Source organism: Chromobacterium haemolyticum (assembly GCF_002081825.1).
GTDB lineage: Bacteria > Pseudomonadota > Gammaproteobacteria > Burkholderiales > Chromobacteriaceae > Chromobacterium > Chromobacterium fluminis.
This window is the reverse complement of the sequence record NZ_MUKU01000037.1, coordinates 12,509-31,016: the sequence shown is the minus strand read 5'-3', so window position 1 is coordinate 31,016 and position 18,508 is coordinate 12,509. Positions and strand designations below refer to the sequence as shown.

The window sequence follows — 18,508 nt, the reverse complement described above, 5'->3', positions numbered from 1 at the left end:
GTTGAAGTTCTCACCGGAGGCCTTAGGAAAAGCCTTGCCAATTATTTTGTTGGCTATTGCGCTGACCGTGTTGGTCATCGTTTATTTACGTTATAACGAGGCAAACTATAAGCCTATTTTTGGACAGAATGAGCAGGTGTCCGCGGCAGATGTGACGGCGATTTTGGACGCTGAGGGAATTGACTACAGGATTCATCCCGATAGTGGGCAGTTGCTTATCGCTTCTAGCCAACTGAGCAAAGTAAGGATGTTGCTGGCGGCAAAAGGCGTGATGGCAAAAATGCCGCTTGGTCTGGAGCAGGTGGATCAATCCGATCCGCTTGGTGTAAGTCAGTTTGTTCAGGATGTTCGTTTTCGTCGTGGTTTGGAAGCGGAACTGGCTCAAAGCATTGCAACGCTGGAACCCGTGGCTCAGGCCCGCGTGCATCTGGCCATCAGCAAGTCTAGTTCCTTTGTCATTACCGATGGGGATAAGAGCGCCGCATCCGTGCTCTTGGTGTTGAAGCCAGGCAAGGCCTTAAGCAAGCAGCAGATTCTGGCGGTGATCAATCTAGTGGCAGGCAGCGTCGCTAATCTTGATCCCGCGAGAGTGTCGGTGGTGGACCAGGCGGGAAATTATCTTTCCTCGCAAGTAGATCTGGACGACATTGTTGGCGTGGTTTCTGGCAATGAGGCGCAAAAATTTAGAGAGGATATCTTACACAATATCCGCGAACTCATTACACCCATGGTTGGAGCGAGCAATTACAAGGCCAGCGTGCTGGTGCACATTAATCATGACAAGGTTAGTGAGACCAGAGAAGAGTATGGAGGAGATCCGCGGGTGTTGAATGAGGCGCTGCGGGATGAGCAAAACAAGGAACGTGCCGCAATGGGGGTGCCCGGCTCCTTGAGCAATCGACCATTGGGAGCGTCGGCACCGGCGGGAGAGGTTGCGGTGCAGCGCAATGCGGCAACCCGCCAGTATGCTTATGATAGAAATCTAAAGCAAATAAAGAGTAGTGGCTCGCGTATCGATCAAATAAATGTGGCTGTGGTATTAAATAATTCTTCTTCTCCGACCGCTAATAAACCATGGAGCCCGCAGCAGATAGCGAATGTTGAAAACATTTTGCGCAAAGGGCTCGGCATTAATAGTGATCGTGGCGACCAACTCGTGGTCAGCGCCGTGAACTTTGCCAGTGTAAGCGAAGTGCTGTGGTGGGAAAACCCAGACAACTGGATGGAGTGGGTGAAGTACGCGGTCTATGCACTAGCGGCGATTATGGTTTATTGGCTGGTCTTTAGTCCTTTGCTCAAACTATTGACCGAACAGTTGCACTATCGCATGGAGAAAGTGGTTTCCGATAGTCCGCTGACGGCGTTGCCCTCCTTGCAAGAAGGCCAGGAAGGTCAACTGCCAGGCAATAATGCACAAGTGCCTCTGCTTGGTATGGTGGATCTGCCGCCAGAAAACTCTGGTGTCGAGGTGATGGTGAAACATCTTCAGACATTGACTGATAATGAGTCAGAGCGTGTGACTGAGGTAATAAAACAATGGGTGCAGAGTAATGGCAGAGCTGGCAATAAATAAAGAGCTGGATTTTAACGAGATTGAGCAAGCGGCTATTGTACTGCTAAGTATGGGGGAGGAGCGTGCCTCCATTGTGTTGGCCCAGCTCGAAAAAGAAGAGTTATTGAAAGTTACTCAAGCGATGGCCGACATGAAAGGCGTTTCTGTTGAAACTATGCAGAAAGTGCTTGCCCGCTTTTTTGGGGACTATAGAGATCAAAGCGGGGTGAGAGGTGCATCCAGAACCTTCTTGCAAAAATCATTGACGATGGCTTTGGGCAGCGAGGCCGCCAGCCTCGTGCTGAATAATGTATATGGCGACAATATCCGTAGCAAGATGACCAAGCTGCAGTGGGTATCGCCAAGCTGGCTAGCCGATCATATCGTTCACGAGCATATTCAGGTGCAAGCGATGTTTTTGGTGTTCCTGCCGCCTTCCTTGGCGGGGCAGGTGATTGATTTACTGCCGGAAGACAGCCGTGATCTGATTCTGATAACGATCGCCAGGTTGAATGAAGTCGAGCATCACGTTTTGCTTGAGCTAGAGCAATTGTTGGAACTGTGTCTTGTAAATATAGAACAGCAAGGCACCAAGGTGGAGGGGGTGAGAGCCGCGGCGGACATTATCCATCATCTATCAAAAAATCGAGACGAGATGATGGATATGCTGCGTAGTTTGGACCCGGGCATTGTGACTGAAATTGAAGCCAGCATGTATGACTTCAGTTTGTTGGCCTTGCAAAGCGATGAAGTATTGACGCTGATTTTCGAACAAATGCCGATAGAAGAATGGGCTATTGCGGTTAAAGGCTGCAGTGCCGAGCTACATTCCGCCTTGACCAGAGCTATGCCAAGACGGCAAGTGCAATCTTTCGAGGATGCGGTTAGACGTAGCGGTCCGGTTCCAATGTCGCGCGTGAATCAGCTAAGACGCGAATTAATGGAAAAAGTCAAGGCGATGGTTGGCTCAGGTGAAATCGAGTTCGTTTTGGGCAATGAGGAAGTTCTTGCATGATGAGCTACCAACGCTATCGTTTTCCTCCGCTGGTGCAGGCCGAAGTCATGCAAATGCCGCAGGACAACGATATTCCCAGCGAAGATTACCAGTCTTTTGTGGATGCCGGTTTTCAACAAGGTATGGAACAAGGCTATCAAGCTGGTTACGAGCAAGGTAAGCAAGCCGGCTGGGACGAGGGCTTACCTCTGGGCAAGGCCGATGGTTGGCGGCAAGCCATCGGCGAGGCGGAGGCTCAGGTTCAGAGCAAGTACTCCGGTTTGACCGAGGTGCTGGAGTCCATCATGGAGGCAATGAAACAGCAGCAGGACATTCATGCCGATGCCGCAAAAAATGAATTGATCGAATTGGTGTGCAAAGTCGCGCAGCAGGTGATCCGGTGCGAGTTGTCGCTCAAGCCGGCCCAAATGCTTGAGCTGATCAATGAGGCGGTATCGACACTGCCGGCATCGCCCGAAGACCCGCAAGTGTATTTGAATCCGCAGGATCACCAGAAGATTCAAGCCTTGCTGCCTGAGCGGAAGCTGGATTGGAAGCTGATTGAAGATACGAATCTGGCGCCCGGGGAATGTCGGGTGACCTTGGGCGGACATGAGGTTGATGCCGGTTGTCAGTATAGGCTGGAGGCCTGCATGTCCCAATTGCGTTCCCAATTGGGTGAGCAGTAATGGCACTTAGAGGGTTGCGGCATTTCGAATTGCAAGACGTACCAGTGGCAAGGCCGATGGGGCGCTTGATTGGCGTATCCGGCTTGCTGCTGCACGCGGTGGGCTGCCAGTTGCAGATTGGTCAACGTTGCCAGATCGAAGTGGCGGAGGGCGACTGGATGGACGCGCAAGTCGTGGGATTCCGTCATGAAGAGTGTTTTTTGATGCCGCTTAGAAAAACACATGGCTTGCTGTCTGGCGCGCGAGTGCTCCCAAAAGACAGTCATGACAAATTGTGCATAGGGCCGGAATGGTTGGGCCGGGTGGTCAATGGACTTGGCGAGCCGCTGGATGGCAAGGGGCCGCTGCAGGGCAGTTGGTCCATCGATATGCATGCCAGGCACATCAACCCACTGACCAAGGCTCCGGTCCGGGAAGTACTGGAGGTGGGCGTTCGGGCGATAGATGCGGCATTGACGCTTGGCAAAGGGCAGCGGGTTGGCCTGATGGCGGGCAGCGGCGTAGGCAAAAGCGTGCTGCTGGGCATGATGACGCGGAATAGTCGCGCCGACGTGGTGGTGGTGGGTTTGATTGGAGAACGTGGCCGGGAGGTGGCGGAGTTCATTGAGCAGGTATTGGGCGCATCGGGGCTGGAAAAAGCGATTCTGATTGTCGCGCCGGCCGATGAATCCCCGTTGATGAGGCTGATGGCCGCCGAACTGTGTCATAGCGTGGCCAGCGAGTTTAGAGACCAGGGCCATCATGTCTTGTTGTTGATGGACTCGTTGACCCGATATGCGATGGCGCAGCGGGAAGTGGCTTTGTCATTGGGTGAGCCCCCGGCGACGCGAGGCTATCCGCCATCGGTTTTTAGCATGTTGCCGCGTCTGGTGGAAAGTGCCGGGAATAGCGATAGTAGCGGCAGCATGAGTGCGATTTACACCGTTCTAGCCGAAGGCGACGATCAGAATGACCCGATAGTCGATACCGCCAGAGCCATTCTGGATGGCCATATTGTGCTGAGCCGGCAGCTGGCGGATAGAGGGCATTATCCGGCGATAGATATCACCCGCTCGGTGAGCCGCTGCATGAGTCTGGTCTGCGACGCGCAGCAATTAAAAGATGCGCGCTTATTAAAAGCCCTGATCTCACGTTACGAGCAAATCCGCGATTTGATTCCTCTGGGCGGCTATGTGGCAGGTGCAGATGCGATGACCGACCGCGCGGTGTCTGGTTATGACGCTATCGAATCCTTTCTATGCCAGTCCAGCGACGAAAGCGATAGCTGGCAAGAAACCAGGGATGAATTAAGAAGGATAAGCGCATGAGCGTGGAGAATCGGCTGAAAAATTTGAGTTGTTTAAAGGCCATTCAGCGGGTGAGAGTGGAAAAGCTGGAAAAGGATCTGGCGCTATTGAATCAGCAGCGCGACGCCTATCTAAAAAACATCCAGTCGCTACAGCATATGTTTGACAGCATGAGAGTTAGCGGCGCCAGTTGCGCACTGGAAATGAATCGCGCGGACTATCGGCGGCAGGTGCTGGAGATGGTCAAGCTACATCAGTGGGAGCTGTCCGTACACGAGGCGAAGATGCAGGCAGGCCGGGAGCAGCTGTGGCAGTCCGCACTGGTTCAAAAAAAATGGGAGGGTGCCTATGAAAAAGTGGAAAAGCAGTATTGTCATCTTCAGAAAGTAAAAGAACAGAAGCAGCAGGATGAGCTGGCAAGTCAGATTTTTTTACGTCAGCCTCTGATTTGCTAGGGTAAGAAATACTGTAAAGGGAGTAATAGCTATGTTTGAAAATTTAAATGGCGTGCGTTTTGATGACTCACAGTTTGCACGCAAGAATGCCGAGTATGTTACTGGCTTGAAATATCTAGCGGCTACAGATAGAAGTGAGGCCAGAATAAATGCCGCCACAGCGCGTGTAGAAGGTGCGAACGAACTATCTAAAGTGATTCGTGGGTTGGATAAGTCCATTGCCAAATTTCTTGAGTCGGGAAGTGCGATCAAATATAAGGGAGCGTTTGCCAAGTCGGAACATGGTAGCGCGACTATCGGCGCAGGGGCCTTGCCTGGCTCTCATGAATTTTATGTGAAACAGTTGGCAAGCCATCATACGATATCAAGCAAAGCTGTTAATGGATTAAGCGATCAGGATGGCCCGCTAACGATAAAAATTGATGGTAAAGAAATCACGGTCAAGCTGGATGGATTGGGGGATAGTGATGGCATGGTGAGCGCCAAGGCGTTGGCGCAAGCTATCAATGATCATCCCGACAATAAAAGCTTAGTCAGGGCTAGCACGGTGACTTTGCCTGACGGAAACGTAAGTGTGACTCTGCAATCCGTGAAAACGGGCGCAAGTCAAAAAATGGAGGTGAGCAGCAACAGTCAGGCGTTAAAAGATATTTTTGAAGGTGCTGTAACGACAGGAGGAGAGGATGCTGTATTTAAATATAACGGCCAAGAATATACCTGGCCAAGCAATACCTTTGATGGCATTGAAGGTATCAAAGTTACCTTTAAGCAAGTATCGGAAGGGGTGAATGATAAAGACTCTGATTGGGCCAAAGGTGCGACGCCGTTTGTGCTGACGGTAGAGCAAGACGGCGATAAAACTACGGAAGCGCTGGATGCCTTGGTAAAGTCGTTTAATGATGCGATAACGAAACTGAATGAACTGTGCCGACAGGGGAGTGAGGAAGATGGTATTGAAAGCGGGCCGTTCAGTAGTGATGGCCTAGTACGCTTATTGGTTCGTGACTTGAAGGCGAGCGTAACGAGTATTCCGTTATTTGATATTGATAAAAAAGAGGGGACGATAAAGTTTGACAAGGAGAAGCTGGACGCTAAGTTGAAAGAGGATCCTGATTATATTTCAAAAATTATTGGCAATAAGGATGGCGGCTGGTTGGGTGAGATAAGCCCAAAAATGACCTCCTGGATTAAAAAAGATGGGCTGCTGGATAAGATGACCCAGCAGGCTAAAGATTCGGCCGATGAGGCAAAAGAAGCGGCTAAATCTCTGCAGGAAGCAATAGAGCGAGACATTGAGATAAATGTAGCAAAGTTTGCCAAAGTTCAAAATGCTTGGATGAGCATGCAGATCAGCAACTCAGTGTTGGACGGCTTGTTTGGCAATGGATCAAAGAAGTAAACCAAAGCGAGCTGACAAAACTTCGGCGCTTGATTGTGTTGCTTTGTGGGCTACGAATGTACGCCGGCCCCCTGCGTCAACTCCTGTTTGCTCATGTGCTAGGAGCTTTTGTTAGTCGCTCATCCCCGCGTCAAACTGGCGCGGGTTGTGCAAGTCTAGCGTGGCAAAGCCGGAAGAGGGCGTGCGCTGGTAGTGGTTTCGCATTTAATGAGAATAGAGGTAGGTATGGAGTATGCGGCGGTAGATAATTATACCCGCGCTCATGTCGATATGAGATTGGTTGGTGCTTCGCCAGTGGAGCTGGTTTTATTGCTGACCGATGGCCTGTTGGAGGAACTATGTCGGGTAAAAAGCCATATTCTCCATCAACGCTTGGCCGAGAAAGAAAAGAGCGTGGATAAGTGCTTGCGTATTCTCCATGGGCTTTCCGCGTCTTTGGACTTGGAGCGACAAGACAGCTTGGCGCATGAAATGGATAAGCTGTATATGCACTGCGCGTGGAAGTTGAATGACGCCAGCGCGCGCTTGGTGGTGGAGCCCTTGGATGAGGTGATTAAACTGACTTCGGATATCAGAGAGGGCTGGCAAAATGCATTCGATGAAAACCGGTGAGCGCACGCCTCTGTCCACGATGCCGAAACGCTTGGTGCAGGCGCTTCAGAATGAAGATTGGGAGCTGGTGGCGACGATAGCCGAGGAGTTGGAGGGCTGGATTGCCGGGCGGAGTCAGAGAATGCAATTCAGTGTTGCCGAGCTGCGCGTGCTGCAGCAAGTGCATCGCGTTACCCAGCGCGGCTTGCCGGTCTTGGCGGCAGCAGTGCAGCAGCTGGAGAGCGCCTTGCAGGTGGCGACCGGCAATAAAGCCGGGGTGCTGGCATATGGCGAGGCGCAAACTTGGTGACTTCCATGATCAATTCCATGAACGGTTTGCCGCGCCGCGACAAGGCGCTGCCGGATGGCTCCGAGACCGATGGCGTCCAACTCCATCCGCTGCTGAGCGAGGACCCGGCGCTGAATACGGCAGGTTCGTTTCTAGCCTTGCTTCACTTTGAACTAGGGCAAGGCCGCGCCGATGCCGATCAAAACGCCCAGCCAGATGAGGCGCCGGGCGAGGGCGAAGGAGTTGGCGAGTCCGAGCCGCGTCTTGGCGGTGATAAAGCGCGTGCGGGGGCGCTGCTTGCCTCACTGCGTGTCGGCGAGCCGTCTGTCGAGGCTCGCATGCCAGCCGCGGAGTTGAGCCGCGTGCTCGCCAATCTGCCGAAGCTTGAGTCATCCGCAACACTAAGCGCCATGAGTCCCGATCTGCTGGCCAAAGTGGCGGCGCAGGGCAAGGCGGCTGAACTGCGCGATGGCGCGAGTCAGCAGTCCGCCCAAATGATCAATCACGGTCAATTGGCGCAGGGGCTCAATCCCGGCGGCGTGGATCACTCGCTACCACTGCAGGTGCTTGAAAGCGGACAGGCCGGCGCGGCACAGAGCCATGCACTGAAGCGGCCGCCATCATGGATGAATAATTTACAGAAAGTCATTGGCGAGCAGTTGCAGATGCAGCTGCATGATGGGGTTCGCCATGCGGTGATCCGTTTGGATCCGCCGCATATGGGCACCTTGCAAATCGTGATCAAGGACAACCCAGGCGCAATGCAAGTGCATTTAATCGCCAGCCATGATGAGGTGTTCAAGCAGTTGAATACCTTGGTCGACACTATGCGAGAGGAATTGTCGCAGCGGCAAAGCGGCGAGGCTCAGGTGATTGTGCGCCATGCGAATGCGCAAGCCAACTGGGGGGAGCCGGGTTCCGGTAATAAACACAAGCAGGCGCAGCAGAAACAACCCTCCCATAGTTTGCGGGAAGCCAGCGCGGAAGAGGTCGATGCATTTGCGTCCGAGTTGAACAAAGATCTGCGGGTATGATTAAAACCCTTATGGTGATGAAATGAATAAAGGAATGGTTGTCAGTTTGGTGGCGGGCATTACCGCTATCGTGGTGGTGGTGGTGTCGGCGACGACCTTATGGGCGTTTGGCAAGCTTCCCTGGCAGGTGGATGGCGCCAACCAAGGGGCGTTGGCAACAAGCAATAGTCGTTATGTGCCAATTAATCAAATCATTGTGATGTTAAAGCAGTCTGAAAATACAAGCGAAAACTTTAATTACGCTTTGTTGAATTTGGTATTGAAAGCGCCGGCCAAGCAGGAGGCCGTGGTGAAGGATCAATCCCCCAATGTACAGAGCGTGGTGGTGCAGGCGCTGTCCCTGTTTACCCTGGAGGAGGTCAAAAGAAAGTCGATCAAGGATTTGACCTTGATCATAGAAAGAGCTTTGAACGAAAGCTACCGGCAGCAAGGTGAAGCCAAGCCATTTTCCTCGGTACAGATCACCAAGTTTTTAGCCGAGTAGGCGCAATGGAAGCGGTATATCGTGAGCCGGAGTGGGATTCCAATGCCGAGTGGGAAGTATTGAAAGACTATGTGAGCTTAGTGAAAAGGATAGCCAGCCAGCTGTTTTCCAGGACCGGCGAGGGCATGAGCCGCGAGGATATGGAGCAAACCGGCTTAATCGCCTTGCTGGATGCGTACAGGCGGTATGGAGCGCCGGATCAACAGTTTGGTGCGTATGCCGCGGTACGGGTGAGAGGAGGGATCCTGGACGAGTTGCGGCGGCAGGATTGGCGGAGACGTTCGCTGCGGCAGCAGGCTCACCGCGCGCGCGATATGGAGCGGGAGCTGAGGCGTCAACTGGGCAGGGAGGCCAGTGATGAAGAGATGTGCATGGCGCTGGATTTAAGCCTGGAAGACTATCATGAACTGATACTGGCGAATCAGGCGGAGGCCTTTGCTTGTTTTGACGAAAGCTTGCATGCGGATGCGCTGGTCGATAATGCGAGTCCGGAACGCTTGGTGGTGCAGCGCAGAAGCCTGGCGCAGGCCTTGGGAGGGCTGGATGAGCGCGAGCAGCGAGTGATTCAGCTTTACTATGAGTTTGACATGGGGCTTAAGGAGATATCTGCCATTTTAGAAGTTAAGGAGGCTAGAGTGAGCCAAATTCATCGGGCGGCATTAGCGAAGATGCGTAACACGCTGACTCTGGAAGAGTAGAGGGGTTTGGAAAATGGTGTCGATTAAACGCACGCAGCTTTTGAATGCGGTGAAGGATATAAGGAAAAACAAAAAAACAATAGCTAGCGCGTCGAGCAAAACAAACATGGAAGCGGGTCCGTGTGCCATTGCGAGCATCCGAGAAGCTTTATTGAGCGAGGCGTCGGACTATGATGAAGAGAAAGTAAGAGCGTTGAAAATGGCGTTGAAAAATGGCTCCTTGCCATTTGATTCGGAAAAATTGGCAAGGATGATACAGCAGTTTCATGGCGTGCAGGGAGAAAATGGTAATGCGCAAAGACCTGTTGAAGGTGATGATTGAAAGTCTGGACAAAGACTTGAATCATTATGACGCATTTCAAGCATTGTTGGAGCAGCAGCTGTCTGCCATGCAGCACCATGATGCCAAAATGCTGGAGGAGTCCGGCCTGCAGATGGTGGCATTGTCGGAATTATTGCATAAGCAGCAAGAAAAGCGGCAGGTCTTGATTCGTGCCTTATCCGGTTCACGTGAAAATATGAGTTTGACACAATATATCGCCAGCTTGAATGGACGGGTCAAGGAGGCGTTAAACCAACGTTGCGTAATGCTGAAAGAAAAGGCGGAGCGGTGCAAATTTCTAAGTCAGCGTAATGCTGTAATATCTAGTGAACAGCACGATTTGCTGCAGGATCTGTTAAATGGCGAACGTCATACCTATGCTTGAAGAGATGACGGCGATCCATCGGGTTCGTTATGATCCTATGCCGGCCTTTTCCCAAGGGCAGCGACCACTGAATGGCGCGACCTCATTCACCCAGGAAATGCAGCGCGTCCAGAACGATATTGTTCAATCCATTGCCAAAGGTTTTGATCAAACGCCGCTGCGGGCGGCGCTTTATCAAAGGGAAGCGCTTAGGTTGCCCGCGCAGAAATCAAGGGATGACACCAAGGCCAATTTTGCGGATAAGCGTGACTTTATTGCCGGCATGCTGCCTTTGGCCAGGCAGGCGGCGGCCAAGATCGGGGTGTCGGAAGACCTGATCCTGGCGCATGCCGCGCTGGAGTCCGCTTGGGGCAATAAGCCTATCACTGCGGAAAATGGTAGCAATGGTTACAACTTGTTCGGAATAAAAGCAAGTTTGAATTGGAGCGGGAAGAAAGCCGGCACCATGACCAAGGAGTATCTGGCGGGTCAGTTGGTGGGTTTAGAGGATACGTTTCGGGTTTACGGCAGTTATCAGCAGTCTTTTGACGATTATGCCAATTTGCTTAGCAGCCAGGCTCGTTATCAAAATGTGTTGGGTAGTGGTAGCGATGCGCAGCGCTTTGGCGCTGAGCTGGCTAAGGCCGGCTATGCGACCGACCCCGGCTATGCCGCTAAAATATCAGAAGTCGCCGCGGAAATTGCGGCGATCAAGCAGGGAAGGACGAATCAACTTATTCGGTAGCCGCCAGCGGTGTAACTTCGCCGGCGGCTGTGACGTGGGCGCTGAGGGTTTTTCCTGTCGTGCTGTTCTTGATTGTAATCATATCACCTAGCGCGCCAGCTGTGATCGCCACCGCTGGCGCGCTAATCATTATTCCCCCCATGCTCGCCTTGATCTGCACACTTTGGCCGCGTTTTACCAAAATAGTGGAACGCAGGCTTTTTTGCAGAATGGGCTGTCCCGCTCTTACTCTGCGCCTGAGACTTTTATCTAGTGCGTGTTCCGGTGTTAATACCAGCTTATTCCACGATGTTAATTGCTGTTCAGCCAAGATCAAGTCTTGCGCCTGGATGGGCTTTCCTGATGCAAGATCATGTTTGGCAGTGGGGATGGGTGCATAAATCTTGATACGGCTTTGCATGGAAAAAGTAGCAGTCGGTTTATCCACGCATTGTGCGTGGAAGGCCACTTTGCCTAAGTTTCTTTGTGGGTTGATACGGACAATATAGGGCTTGCCGCATATTGCTTCGGGTGTGGGGATCTGCAACTCCACCCGGAGGTTTCTCACGCCATGGCTCAAGCCGATTTGGGCAAAGTGCGCTTGCACCGCCTTAGTTATCTGTTCCTGGGCTGAGGGCTTGGCGTGCAAGGGCATGCTGAATGAAAGCATGAGTGAGAGTTTTAATAATCTGGCGGTATTAAAGAGGGGTGACATGGTGTGAATCTTTCGTGAATTTCGATGAAACGACGTATCTTGCTGAGTGGAAAAGAAAATTTTTCTGACAGAATGCAACAGGTTGGCGATTCGAAGCAAGTGTTAGGAGGCGTTGTGGCATTTGATCTGGGAGGTGTGCTAGGAGTGCATTCAATGGCGCTGCAGCTGCATGCGGAGCGTACGAAGTTGATTGCTTCCAATCTGGCGAATCAAAACACGCCGGGTTATCAGGCGGTGGATCTGGATTTCAAGGAGGCGATGGCTTCCGCCCGGCACGGGGCGGCGGGCTTGAGTAGCGGACTGGATGCTGGGGTTGCGCGAGGCTATCGACGACCAAACCTGCCATCAAAAGATGGCAATACGGTTGAGCTTGGTGTTGAACAGGCGGCATTCTCGCAAACCGCCAATGATTTTCAAACCAGCCTGTCCTTTATTAACTTAAAAGTCAGCGGATTGATGCACGCAATTCGTGGGGAGGCGTAAGGAGATGAGTTTTCGCGATATTGCGCAGATTGCTGGATCAGCGATGACGGCGCAGACCGTGAGGATGAATGCGATTGCCAGCAATATGGCAAATGCCGAGGTGGCAACCGAGGGTGAGGGCGAGGCGTACCGCGCGCGCAAGCCAGTGTTTGCCTCGATGCTGCTGCAAGGCGGCAAGGTGGCCGATGGCGCGGTGGGGGTACAGGTTTTGGATGTGGTGGAAAGCCCGCAACCGCTGCGCCAAGTCTATCAGCCGGGGCATCCGATGGCGGATGAGAGCGGCAATGTCTTTTATTCGAATGTCGATATGGTCGAGGAAATGACGGACATGCTATCCGCATCGCGCGCTTTCGCCAGCAATGTGGAATTGCTGACGCGGAGTAATATCATGCAGCAAGCGCTGCTGAAAATGGGGCAATAGTGATGAGTCAGGTACCGCAAATCGGAAGTTATGCTTCGGCGGATAAGCCCGAAGATAAAGCCACGCAGGATAAGCCGCCCGCTAATAATAACGGCGGTGGTGGATTAGGCGACACTTTCATGAAGCTGCTGCTAGCGCAAATACAAAACCAGAGTCCATTGGATCCAATGGATTCATCGCAAATGGTCAGCCAGATGGCGCAGTTGACGCAGTTGGAACTGACCGAGGGATTGGTGAATGTTTCCAATGTAAATCTAAGTCTGACTATGGAGTCATTGTTCTCTTCCCTGTCTGGACATGTGGGGCGAACGGTGATGGTGGAAACCGACAGTATTGAGGTGGCTGCAGACAAGATCAAGGGGCGATTCGAACTAAAAGACAGTAGCGATAAAATCGAATTGGTATTGGTGGATGAGCAGGGCAAGGAGTATAAGATTGCTCCGACGGTTTCGCAAGGTAAGGGCCAAATTGATTTTGAAATCGATCCGAAGCAGCATAAGTTGCCGGAAGGTAAATATAAAATCAAGGTGAGTACTTCGACTAAAGAAACGCCAAGTGTGCAGATTGCCGGTGTTTTGGAAAGTATTGAAAGACATCCCGATAAAGGCATTTTGGCTAAAGTGAAGGGTGTAGGTTCGGTTAATGTCAGTAAGGTTATGAAATTCCTACAAAACGAGCAAACCACCAAGTCAAATTTTAGAAGGGTAGTGGCATGAGTTACAATATTGCATTGAGTGGATTGAATGCGGTGAGCCGGCAATTAGCGGCGATTAGCAATAATGTGGCCAATAGCGGTACCAATGGTTATAGAAGCATAGGGGTGAATTTTGCCGCGATGTTGGCGGGTAGTCAGCCTGCAGGCGTGGCGGTGAGCTCAAACTGGCAGAGCATGACGCAAGCAGGCAGTATTGGGACTAGTAATAGCAAACTGCATGCTGCTATCGAAGGCAATGGCTTTTTTGCAGTCAAGGGTTTGGATGGGGTAATGAAATATACCCGTTTTGGTCGCTTTGAAATGAATAAAGATGGTCATGTTGTTGATCCATTTGGCCGAACGTTGCAAGGCTATGGCATGGGTGGGGCATTTGGCGATCTTAAGGTGGAAACGGGCGATATCCCGGCGGCGGCCAGCGATAGACTTGACTTTGTCATGAATATGAGCGCGGACTGGGAGGTGCCTAAAAACAATACCTTTGATCCAAAAGACAGAGATTCTTTTAACAAGTCATCGACTGTCAAAGTTTACGATTCTTTGGGTCGTGAGCATGAGGTGACTCAGTATTTTGTCAAAGAGCCGGGTAATAAGGTCAAGGTGCATTATGCGATGGATGGGGAGGTGCTCCCTGGTAAAACGCATGATTTGGAGTTTGATGCTCAGGGCAAGCTGACGAATGGTGAAAAGTTTGCCCTTGATTTGGGAACGCCGCAGGATGCGAATCCACTGTCCATTGATGTGAATTACTCCGGCACGACAATGTATGGTGGCGAGGATAAGCCGCCATCCAAGGAAGCGGCCAATGGCAATGCTTCAGGCTCGTTTGTCGAGGTGGAGATCGAAAAAAATGGTGATGTAATCGCCAAATATAATAATGGGCAAACCAAGAAAGTGGGGACAGTGGCGCTGGCGTCGTTTGCCAACGCCAATGCATTGAAGCAAACCGACAATACTTCCTGGGAGTCGACCGCTGGCAGCGGTACCCCCTTGTTTGGCAAGCCGGATCAAGGCATGGCGGGTCGATTGGTTGGCGGTGCTTTGGAAGGATCGAATGTGGATCTGACTCAGGAACTGGTGGCGATGATGGGATCACAGCGCGATTATCAAGCCAACTCCAAAGTAATCTCTACTAATAACGAGATGATGCGCGCGCTGATGCAGGTGACTTAAGCATGGATCCGCTGATTTATACCGTCATGAGCGGCGCTAGCCGTACCCAGCAGGCGCTGCAAATCCGCGCGAACAATATCGCCAATGCGCAAACCGATGGTTTCCGTGCCGACATGCAGGTGGCGCAAGCCAGTACGGTGCCGGGGTTTGGCTATGATGCGCGCCATCAGACCTTGCTGGCCGGCCATGCGGTCAGCACTCATTCTGGGGTGCTGGACAGGACGGGGCGCGAGCTGGATGCGGCGATCGAGGGGGATGGCTATTTCGCGGTGCAGGACGGCGGCGGTGAGGCTTATACCCGGAGCGGGCATTTTCAGATCGATGCCGAAGGCCAACTGCTGCTGGATGGCCGCATGGTGCTGGGGGAGGGCGGTCCTATCATGCTGCCCGAGTTCAGCAGTCTCGGCATTGGCGCGGATGGCACCATTTCCGTCACCACCGATGGCGAAAGCCAGGCGGAGACTGTCGATAAGCTGAAACTGGTAACTGCGGGCCCCGGCGGAGTGCTTAAGACCAGCACGGGTTTGCTGGTCAGCGCCGACGGCGCGGAGTTGCCGGCCAGCGACACGGTGCAAGTCAAGGGGGGGCATCTGGAGCGCAGCAATGTTTCCCCGGTGGAGGAGATGGTGGCCACCATGTCTTTGCAGCGTGATTTTGAAATGATGATGCGCATGTACAAGTCCGCCGACGAGATGGCGGATGCGGGCAATCGTCTGATGCGCGGTTAACGGGAGTTTGCAGAATGAATCAAGCCATGTTGATTAGTAAAACCGGGATGCAGGCACAGGATGCGCGTCTGCAGGCGATTGCCAATAATTTGGCCAATGTGAAGACTGCGGGTTTTAAGCGCGACCGCATGGTATTCGAGGACCTGGCTTACCGCCTGGACCGGATGCCGGGCGATAAGTTGAACGCGGATACGGATTCTCCGCTCGGTGTGCAATTGGGCAGCGGCACGCGCCTGGTGGGCACTTCCAAGGTGTTTACGCAGGGGCAGGCTGAGTCGTCTGGCGGAGAGCTGGACGTATTGGTCGAGGGCCGTGGCTTCTTCCAGGTGGAGCGGCCGGATGGTGAGATGGCTTATACCCGAGTAGGCAAGTTCGAACGCAATGCCGAGGGTCGTCTGGTCAACAGTCAGGGCCTGTCGCTGGTGCCGGAAATCACTATTCCGGAAGACGCGAGCAAGGTCTCGATCGGCGCGGGCGGCGATGTAGTGGCGACCGTGGGCACGGGGACGGTGGAGCTGGGGCAGCTGCAGTTGGCGAATTTCGCGAATCCGGCCGGTTTGCTGGCATTGGGCGACAATCTGTACCAGGAAACCGTGGCCAGCGGTGCACCCACCGAGGGTGAGCCGGGAACCGGCGTGTTCGGCAAGCTGAAGAGCGGGATGTTCGAAGGTTCCAATGTGCAGGTAGTTGAAGAGATGGTGGATATGATGGCCACCCAGCGCGCTTACGAGATGAGCACCAAGGTGCTGAGCGCCGCCGACGATATGCAGAAGCAATTGGCCCAGGCAGCACGATAATGGCTAGGCTTTCCACTTTCTGCCTTGGCATGCTATGGCTGCCGCTGGCGGCTTGCACCATCAATGTGCCGCCGCGGGACATTACCGTGTCCTTGCCGCCACTGCCGGAGTCTGCGCCGCTGCGGGGGCAGTCCGGCGGCGTTTTCAATGTGGCATCGGCAATGGCGGTGGCGTCGGATACCCGCGCATTCCGGGCCGGGGACACGCTGACGGTGACCTTGGATGAGGCGACGCAGGCCAGCAAGCGGGCCGGCACCAGCTTCGACAAGAGCAGCAATATGGGGGTCAAGTCGGCTAGCGGCCATCTTGGCGAAGCCAATCTCGATGCCAACCGGGGGTTTTCCGGCAATGGCAGCAGCTCGCAGCAGAATACCTTGACCGGCGAGGTGACGGCGGTGGTGCAGCAGGTGTTGGCCAATGGTTTGCTGCGGGTTCAGGGCGAGAAGATCCTCGGCTTGAATCAGGGTGAGGAGATCTTGCGTCTGGCGGGCTATGTGCGGCCGGCCGATATTGACGCCAACAACCGAATCTCTTCCCGCCGTCTGGCGAATGGGCGCATCCAGTATGTGGGCAAAGGGGCCTTGTCCGACGCCAATGCCGCAGGCTGGTTCTCCCGCTTCCTCAATAGTCCGGTGGTGCCTTTTTAATGAAACGCGTGAGCATAAGTTTGCTAATGTGGCTGGCGCTGATGGGCATGCCGGCGGCTCAGGCTGCGCCGCTTGCTTCCCTGGCTAATATCGAGGGCATCCGTGAAAACCAATTGATCGGTTATGGCCTGATCGTTGGCTTGGATGGCAGCGGCGATGGTCAGCAGATCAAGTTCACCGGGCAGTCGGTGGCCAATACGCTGAAGAAGTTTGGCGTATCGGTGCCGGAGGGCGTTTCCTTGCGTTCGCGCAATGCGGCTGCGGTGATGCTGAGCGCGGAATTGCCGCCCGGCTATCGGCGCGGTCAGCGCATCGATGTGACGGTATCGTCGGTGGGCGATGCCAAAAGCCTGCGCGGAGGCACTTTGCTATTGGCGCCATTGCGCGCCGCGGATGGCGAGGTCTACGCGCTGGCGCAAGGTAATGTCGTGGTGCCCGGCGTGGCGGCCCAAGGCCGCAGCGGCTCCAGCGTGCGGATCAACTCCTCGTCTGCTGGCCGGATCCCGCAGGGGGCCACGGTTGAACGCGAGGTGGAAACTGATTTCGACCGCCAGTCGACGATACGCCTGAATCTGAAGCGTCCTAATTTTCAGACCAACAGCAATATCGTCGAGGCTATCAACCGCCAGTTTGGCCGGGCAACCGCCAGCAGCAAGGACGCCACCAGCATTGTTGTGAACGCGCCGATGGAGCCGACCCGACGTGTCGCCTTCATGGCCAGGCTGAATGCCTTGGAGGTAAGGGTTGGCCAGGAGTCTCCACGCGCGGTCTTCAATTCCCGTACTGGTACGGTGGTGATCAGCCAGGGTATGACGGTATCGCCGGCCGCGGTGTCCCATGGCGCGCTAAAGGTGGTTATCAGCGAGCGTTTCAATGTCAGTCAACCCAATATGGGTATTGGCGGTGGCGCACGTACCGTAGTCACGCCTGAATCGGATGTGCAGGTGGATCGCGACGGCGGCAAGATGTTCCAGTGGCCAGCCGGTGCGCAACTGCAAGATATTGTAACGACGCTCAACGCGATCGGTGCTCAGCCGGATGACGTGATGGCCATCTTGCAGGCATTGGACCAGGCGGGCGCCTTGAATGGCGAGTTGCTGGTGATTTAAGACGATTGCTGGAGGACCTCGACAAGCTGGTTGGCGCTTCGCAAGCAAGACAGGCCAGGCAGGTGGGCTTGATGCAGGGAGTGTAAGGTGGCTTTGGGGCTAAGACCCGCTAAGAACGTGTTTACGATCTCGCGAGCTAAGGTGAGACAAGGCGAAAACGGCGGAGAAAGCGGAGTGTACACACGGTACATGAGCATTTCGAAGGTGTTTTCAACGCTGTATCGCCGACGCGCAGCAGATCGTAAACAGGTTCTAACAAAATCCCTGATCCTGCGTTGCGCCTACGGGTATGTCCTGCGTCGGCGCGCCTTGGTTTAGGTTCTCTATGAGGCTTTGTTAGTGGCTCTAAGCAAGCGGCTTTTTGAGATGATAAGGAGAAGATATGCAGTTATCGATGCACATGCCGGTGGGCATTGGGCAGAGCAAAATGATTGCGGCTGAAGCGATGGTCCGCGATGGGGCATTGGAGCAGGCGGCGATCCAATTTGAGGCCTTGTTGATCAGCCGCAACTTGGCGGAAATGCGTAAATCCATACGCGCGATCAATCCCGACAGTAGTGAAGCGCGCGAACGCACGGCAGGAGAGGTGGCTGATTTTATCGATCAGCAGTTTGCTGGCGCGATGGCAGAGCAGCGTGCTTTTGGCGTGGCGGACTATCTGATCAAAACCATGACGACTTAATGGCAATGGCGGCTGTGCCGGTGATAAGGCAGGCCGGTGCCGCTTCTGTTGCCGACTGTCTCAGCATGATGCGCTTGGAGTGGCAAACAAAAATCAGTCTCGCGGTTGAGGCAAGGCGCGCCGATGCAGGCGGTACTTGATACGGCAAGTTGGCGCAGCG

General features: G+C 53.6%; 24 protein-coding genes. 23 read left to right on the top strand and 1 reads right to left on the bottom strand.

The window, feature by feature from the left end; genetic code table 11:
- The first annotated feature begins 34 nt into the window (after positions 1-34).
- The 14 genes from fliF (at position 35) to B0T39_RS20325 (ending at position 10,902) form a co-directional block, all read left to right on the top strand.
- Positions 35-1,573 carry a flagellar basal-body MS-ring/collar protein FliF gene (gene fliF, locus B0T39_RS20390; protein ID WP_254894616.1) on the top strand — a complete coding sequence of 513 codons (1,539 nt, stop codon included), beginning with the start codon at positions 35-37 and terminating at the stop codon, positions 1,571-1,573.
- Positions 1,551-2,567: a FliG C-terminal domain-containing protein gene (locus B0T39_RS20385; protein ID WP_081549895.1), complete on the top strand. Its 1,017-nt coding sequence runs from the start codon at positions 1,551-1,553 to the stop codon at positions 2,565-2,567. The genes fliF and B0T39_RS20385 overlap by 23 nt, the downstream gene beginning before the upstream one ends.
- Complete coding sequence (gene fliH, locus B0T39_RS20380) at positions 2,564-3,235, top strand: flagellar assembly protein FliH (protein WP_081549893.1); 672 nt, start codon at positions 2,564-2,566, stop codon at positions 3,233-3,235. Before B0T39_RS20385 ends, fliH begins: the two co-directional genes overlap by 4 nt.
- Positions 3,235-4,542 carry a FliI/YscN family ATPase gene (locus B0T39_RS20375; protein WP_081549891.1) on the top strand — a complete coding sequence of 436 codons (1,308 nt, stop codon included), beginning with the start codon at positions 3,235-3,237 and terminating at the stop codon, positions 4,540-4,542. Before fliH ends, B0T39_RS20375 begins: the two co-directional genes overlap by 1 nt.
- Positions 4,539-4,976, top strand: a complete 438-nt coding sequence (locus B0T39_RS20370) for a flagellar export protein FliJ (protein WP_081549889.1) — start codon at positions 4,539-4,541, stop codon at positions 4,974-4,976. Before B0T39_RS20375 ends, B0T39_RS20370 begins: the two co-directional genes overlap by 4 nt.
- A 31-nt stretch (positions 4,977-5,007) precedes the next feature.
- Entirely contained in the window at positions 5,008-6,375 is a 1,368-nt protein-coding gene (fliD, locus tag B0T39_RS20365) for a flagellar filament capping protein FliD (RefSeq protein WP_081549887.1), read from the top strand.
- A 225-nt stretch (positions 6,376-6,600) separates the two neighbouring features.
- A complete protein-coding gene (gene fliS, locus B0T39_RS20360) occupies positions 6,601-6,987 on the top strand; it encodes a flagellar export chaperone FliS (RefSeq protein WP_176219618.1) in 387 nt (128 codons plus the stop codon).
- The gene (locus B0T39_RS20355; RefSeq protein ID WP_141111327.1) at positions 6,965-7,276 is read left to right on the top strand and encodes a hypothetical protein; all 312 of its coding nucleotides are present in this window, start codon (positions 6,965-6,967) and stop codon (positions 7,274-7,276) included. Before fliS ends, B0T39_RS20355 begins: the two co-directional genes overlap by 23 nt.
- Before the next feature lie 5 nt (positions 7,277-7,281).
- Positions 7,282-8,289 (top strand): flagellar hook-length control protein FliK, encoded by a 1,008-nt coding sequence (locus B0T39_RS20350; protein ID WP_141111326.1) that lies wholly within the window; start codon positions 7,282-7,284, stop codon positions 8,287-8,289.
- 22 nt (positions 8,290-8,311) lie between these two features.
- Entirely contained in the window at positions 8,312-8,773 is a 462-nt protein-coding gene (locus B0T39_RS20345) for a flagellar basal body-associated FliL family protein (protein ID WP_141111325.1), read from the top strand.
- A 5-nt stretch (positions 8,774-8,778) separates the two neighbouring features.
- Positions 8,779-9,471, top strand: a complete 693-nt coding sequence (fliA, locus tag B0T39_RS20340) for an RNA polymerase sigma factor FliA (RefSeq protein ID WP_081549877.1) — start codon at positions 8,779-8,781, stop codon at positions 9,469-9,471.
- Positions 9,472-9,484: 13 nt separating this feature from the next.
- A complete protein-coding gene (locus B0T39_RS20335) occupies positions 9,485-9,793 on the top strand; it encodes a flagellar biosynthesis anti-sigma factor FlgM (RefSeq protein ID WP_081549875.1) in 309 nt (102 codons plus the stop codon).
- Positions 9,762-10,178, top strand: a complete 417-nt coding sequence (gene flgN / locus B0T39_RS20330; protein ID WP_176219617.1) for a flagellar export chaperone FlgN — start codon at positions 9,762-9,764, stop codon at positions 10,176-10,178. Before B0T39_RS20335 ends, flgN begins: the two co-directional genes overlap by 32 nt.
- Positions 10,153-10,902 (top strand): glucosaminidase domain-containing protein, encoded by a 750-nt coding sequence (locus B0T39_RS20325; protein ID WP_081549871.1) that lies wholly within the window; start codon positions 10,153-10,155, stop codon positions 10,900-10,902. Before flgN ends, B0T39_RS20325 begins: the two co-directional genes overlap by 26 nt.
- Here B0T39_RS20325 and flgA read toward each other — a convergent pair.
- A complete protein-coding gene (gene flgA, locus B0T39_RS20320) occupies positions 10,892-11,596 on the bottom strand; it encodes a flagellar basal body P-ring formation chaperone FlgA (protein ID WP_081549869.1) in 705 nt (234 codons plus the stop codon). The two genes, B0T39_RS20325 and flgA, sit on opposite strands and share 11 nt — an antisense overlap.
- Before the next feature lie 24 nt (positions 11,597-11,620).
- Here flgA and flgB point away from each other — a divergent pair, with 24 nt between their 5' ends.
- From flgB to B0T39_RS20275, 9 genes are all read left to right on the top strand, one after another.
- Positions 11,621-12,079, top strand: a complete 459-nt coding sequence (gene flgB / locus B0T39_RS20315) for a flagellar basal body rod protein FlgB (protein WP_254894615.1) — start codon at positions 11,621-11,623, stop codon at positions 12,077-12,079.
- A gap of 4 nt (positions 12,080-12,083) precedes the next feature.
- On the top strand, positions 12,084-12,500 hold the full coding sequence (gene flgC, locus B0T39_RS20310; RefSeq protein WP_081549865.1) for a flagellar basal body rod protein FlgC: 417 nt from the start codon (positions 12,084-12,086) through the stop codon (positions 12,498-12,500).
- A gap of 2 nt (positions 12,501-12,502) precedes the next feature.
- Positions 12,503-13,216, top strand: a complete 714-nt coding sequence (locus B0T39_RS20305) for a flagellar hook capping FlgD N-terminal domain-containing protein (protein WP_081549863.1) — start codon at positions 12,503-12,505, stop codon at positions 13,214-13,216.
- The gene (locus B0T39_RS20300) at positions 13,213-14,385 is read left to right on the top strand and encodes a flagellar hook protein FlgE (protein WP_081549861.1); all 1,173 of its coding nucleotides are present in this window, start codon (positions 13,213-13,215) and stop codon (positions 14,383-14,385) included. Before B0T39_RS20305 ends, B0T39_RS20300 begins: the two co-directional genes overlap by 4 nt.
- 2 nt (positions 14,386-14,387) lie before the next feature.
- Positions 14,388-15,113 (top strand): flagellar basal body rod protein FlgF, encoded by a 726-nt coding sequence (locus B0T39_RS20295; RefSeq protein WP_081549859.1) that lies wholly within the window; start codon positions 14,388-14,390, stop codon positions 15,111-15,113.
- A 14-nt stretch (positions 15,114-15,127) separates the two neighbouring features.
- Complete coding sequence (gene flgG / locus B0T39_RS20290; RefSeq protein WP_176219616.1) at positions 15,128-15,910, top strand: flagellar basal-body rod protein FlgG; 783 nt, start codon at positions 15,128-15,130, stop codon at positions 15,908-15,910.
- Entirely contained in the window at positions 15,910-16,557 is a 648-nt protein-coding gene (locus tag B0T39_RS20285; RefSeq protein WP_081549857.1) for a flagellar basal body L-ring protein FlgH, read from the top strand. The genes flgG and B0T39_RS20285 overlap by 1 nt, the downstream gene beginning before the upstream one ends.
- A 26-nt stretch (positions 16,558-16,583) precedes the next feature.
- Positions 16,584-17,666: a flagellar basal body P-ring protein FlgI gene (locus B0T39_RS20280; protein WP_254894614.1), complete on the top strand. Its 1,083-nt coding sequence runs from the start codon at positions 16,584-16,586 to the stop codon at positions 17,664-17,666.
- A 382-nt stretch (positions 17,667-18,048) separates the two neighbouring features.
- On the top strand, positions 18,049-18,348 hold the full coding sequence (locus tag B0T39_RS20275) for a hypothetical protein (protein WP_081549853.1): 300 nt from the start codon (positions 18,049-18,051) through the stop codon (positions 18,346-18,348).
- Positions 18,349-18,508: the final 160 nt, after the last annotated feature.